The 3,901-nt window shown below is 72.6% G+C and carries 3 protein-coding genes; 2 read left to right on the top strand and 1 reads right to left on the bottom strand.

Annotated elements, in window-relative coordinates; all coding sequences use genetic code 11:
* Positions 1–775: ABC transporter ATP-binding protein (locus WEB03_RS05720; protein ID WP_368069990.1), on the top strand; the 775-nt coding region annotated here is incomplete at its 5' end.
* 96 nt (positions 776–871) lie between these two features.
* Complete coding sequence (locus WEB03_RS05715; RefSeq protein ID WP_368069989.1) at positions 872–2,635, top strand: aldehyde dehydrogenase family protein; 1,764 nt, start codon at positions 872–874, stop codon at positions 2,633–2,635.
* Between the two features lie 6 nt (positions 2,636–2,641).
* On the opposite strand, the gene WEB03_RS05710 is transcribed toward WEB03_RS05715, so the two are convergent.
* Positions 2,642–3,550 (bottom strand): sucrase ferredoxin, encoded by a 909-nt coding sequence (locus tag WEB03_RS05710; protein ID WP_368069988.1) that lies wholly within the window; start codon positions 3,548–3,550, stop codon positions 2,642–2,644.
* Between the last annotated feature and the right edge of the window lie 351 nt (positions 3,551–3,901).

Below are 3,901 nucleotides of genomic sequence, written 5' to 3'. Positions count from 1 at the left end.
CCCCATCGACGTGCGCTTCGAGGACGTCAGCTTCCGCTACCCGCGATCGGGCGAGCCCGCTGCGGAGGCCTCCGGCCCGGTCGTCCTCGACGGCGTCGAGGTGCGGATCCGGGCGCGCAGCAAGGTCGCGATCGTGGGCGAGACCGGCTCGGGCAAGACCACCTTCGCCAAGCTGCTCACCCGGCTGATGGACCCGACCTCGGGGCGGGTGCTGATCAACGAGGTCCCGATCGGCCGGGTCAGCTTCGACAGCCTGCGCCGCCGGGTCGTCATGGTCCCGCAGGAGGGTGCGCTGTTCGACGGCACGATCGCCGACAACATCCGTCAGGGGCGCCCGGATCTCAGCGACGAGGACCTCGACCTCGCGTTGCTCGAGCTCGGGCTCACCGGTTGGCTCGAGGAGCTCGCCGACGGCCACGCGACGTCGGTGGGTGAGCGCGGCAACGCCCTGTCCGCGGGGGAGCGCCAGCTCGTCGCCCTCGCCCGCACGTACGTCGCCAACCCCGATCTGCTCGTGCTGGACGAGGCGACGTCGGCGGTCGATCCCGCGACCGAGGTGCGCATCCAACGGGCGATGGTGGGCCTGACCTCCGGTCGCACGACCGTCACGATCGCGCACCGGCTGTCCACCGCCGAGCAGGCCGACGAGGTCGTGGTGTTCGACGCCGGCCGCATCGTCCAACGTGGGCCGCACGCCGAGCTCGTGGGTGACGAGACCGGGGTCTACGCCGGCCTCCATCGCTCGTGGGTTGCGGGGACCGGCGGCCGGTCCTGACGTTCCCGGCACGGCCGCGTTCCCAGGCGAGCCGCGGGAGCGCGTGTCGCTGACGTACGCTCGGCCATCGAGCACGCGATGGACGAGGAGCCAGCTGTGACCACGACCTCAGAGCGCCAGGTCAACCACGGGACCCTGGCGATCCCCGAGGCGCAGACCTCGATCCCGCCGACGCCGACCGACCAGCTCGACGCCGCCGTGGCCTCGCTCGTGGACCGTGCGCCGGCCTGGTCCAAGCTCGACGTGCCGGGTCGCATCGCCCTCCTCGACGAGCTCATCGAGGACACCCTCGCGGCCGCGCCAGCCTGGACACAGCGGGCAGCGGAGGCCAAGGGCATCCGGCGGGACTCCCCGCTGATGGGCGAGGACTGGTTGTCGGGCCCGTCGGCCGTGCTGCGCAACCTCCAGCTGCTCAAGGCCACGCTGAACGACATCCTCGAGACGGGCCGTCCGCAGCCGCCCGCGCTCGAGCTCGCCCCGAACGGCCAGGTCGTGGCGAAGGTCTTCCCGACCGAGTTCCAGGACAACCTGCTGTTCGCGGGCTTCACGGGTGAGATCCGCCTCCAGCGCCACGTCACCCTCGATCAGGCCGTCGAACGCATCGGCCGGATCTACCGCCCGGGAGGCAAGCCGGAGCCGGGCGTCGCCCTGGTGCTCGGCGCCGGCAACGTGTCGTCGATCGGCCCGATGGACGTGCTCACCAAGCTCTTCGCCGAGGACCGCGTCTGCGTGCTGAAGATGAACCCCGTCAACGAGCACCTCGGCCCGCACATCGCCGAGGCCTTCGAAGCGCTCGTCCGCGAGGGGTTCCTCCGCGTGGTCTACGGGGGCGGCAAGGAGGGGGCGCACCTGTGCGAGCACCCGGACGTCGACGAGATCCACATCACGGGGTCGGACAAGACCCACGACGTGATCGTCTTCGGGCCCGGCGAGGAGGGTGCGAAGCGCAAGGCTGCGAACGACCCGAAGCTCGGCAAGCCGATCAGCTCCGAGCTCGGCAACGTCACCCCGGTCATCGTCGTCCCGGGCCCGTGGTCGGACGGTGACATCGCCTTCCACGGCGACAACATCGCCTCGATGCTGGTCCAGAACGGCGGGTTCAACTGCATCGCCGCGCGGGCGATCGTCACCCACCGGGCCTGGTCACGTCGACGTGACCTGGTGAACGCGATCCGTGACTCGCTGCGGAGCGCCGAACAGCGCGTGCCCTACTACCCCGGCGCGGTCGACCGCTGGAAGGCCTTCACCGACGCCCACAAGCAGGCCGAGTGGTTCGGTGACCCCGGCGACGATCGGGTGCCGTTCACGCTGATCCCCGACCTCGACCCGGACGACGGTGACGACATCGCGTTCACGACCGAGGCGTTCTGTGGCGTCATGGGCGAGGTCGGACTCGACGCTCCCCGCTCGGTGGTCGAGTACATCCAGCAGGCGGTCGAGTTCTGCAACCAGACCCTCTGGGGGACGCTGTCGGCGTCGATCATCGTCCACCCGAGGTCGCTCAAGGACCCCGCCGTCGCCGAGGCGGTCGAACGCGCCATCGACGACCTCCGGTACGGCTCGGTCGTGGTCAACCACTGGTCGGCGGTGCCCTACGCGATGGTGTCGCCGACCTGGGGTGCCTACCCGGGCCACCCGGCGACCGACATCCAGTCCGGCACCGGCGTGGTGCACAACACCTACCTGCTCGAGGACGTCGAGAAGTCGGTGGTGCGCGGGCCGTTCCGGATGCCGATGAAGCCGCCGTGGTTCCACACCCACACCGAACTCCACGCCCTCGGCCAGGCGCTCAGCGAGTGGACCGCGACCCGCGATCCGCGCGCCCTCCCGCGCCTGGTGTGGGCGGCGATGCGCGGCTGAGGTCGCTCAGATGAGCACCCAGCGGCCCGGGTCCACCGGGTCGTCGCTGTCGCACGACATCGCGTAGCTGACCCCGGTCGGTACCTGCCGGACGGTGGCGAGGTGGCGGCGGCCACCCTCGAGCACCAGCTCGACGCTCACGTCCCCTGCGGGATCCGCGGGATCCGCGGGGGACACCGCGCCGACCTGCACGGCGGCGTGACCGTCCAGTCCGAGCTGCCGCCGCACCAGCACCTCGGCGGCCTGCGCCGGCCGCGGCAGCCCGCTGCGCCCCCGGAGGTGGCCGAGTTCGAACCGGCCCGCGAGGTGCAGATCGAGGGTCCGCACCGCGTGCGCGACCCGGAGCGCGCCGTACACCGCACCATCCGGCAGGCAGACCAGGTTGCCGGCGAAGCGGTGCCCGCCGACGTGGCTGACCTCCCAGACCGCGTCGCCGTGCAGCGCCGCGAGCGCGTCGGCGATCGGGCGGCCGTAGGTCGCACAGCACCGGTCACGCTTGCCGTGGGTGCACACCAGCAGCAGGGGGCCCGCGACCGGCATCCCCAGCCCAGGTGGCGTCGGGGACGCGGCGAGGGTGGGGTCGAGCGCGGCGAGCTGCGCGTCGTCGACCTCGAGCTGCTCGGCCCACGGGGTCGCGCCCGTGTGTGCCAGGACGACGGTGCGCCGCAGGAGCGTGCGGCGCCGATCGGTGTTCAGGCCGGGTCGGCGCACGAGCTGGACGCGCACCTCGTCACCGGAGGCCTCGTCGAGGGCTGCACCGACCGCCGGATCGAGCCCGGAGCTCGTCAGCGCCTTCCGTCCCCAGGACCCTGGCTGCTCGATCAGGACCCACCCGGCCGCCACGGGGGCCGTCCCGGCGACCTGGCCCTCGTGCTGACGCGTCAGCAGCGCACAGGTCGGGGCGTCGTCGTGCACGTGGCACCTCGTCGGCGTCGGGCGGGGGAGGGTAGGGGGCAGCGCACCCCCCGCTGCGCGGCGTCCGCCGCGTCGTTGCGGGCCCACCGTGCGCGGGCCGGCGGCACCGTTTGCCGGCCGTCCTGACCACCGGTAGCCTCCCCTCGACCGCGTGACGCCTGTCGGCGTTCATGCACGTCCCCCCGCGTCCGCTCGTGGGTCCCGCACGGCTCCGGCCCTCGGGAGCCCGTGGAGCGACGTTCCAGCAGACGAACCGGACCCCGCTTCCGACCGCCACGCCTCCCGGCGTTGGCCCCGCGGGACCGCTCGAGACACGAAGGTGCAGCCGTGTACGCCGTCGTCGCCACCGGT

The sequence above is a fragment of the Nitriliruptor sp. genome, from assembly GCF_040882075.1.
GTDB lineage: Bacteria > Actinomycetota > Nitriliruptoria > Nitriliruptorales > Nitriliruptoraceae > Nitriliruptor.
The sequence above is the reverse complement of the archived record's forward strand: the minus strand, read 5'-3'. Positions and strand labels throughout refer to the sequence as shown.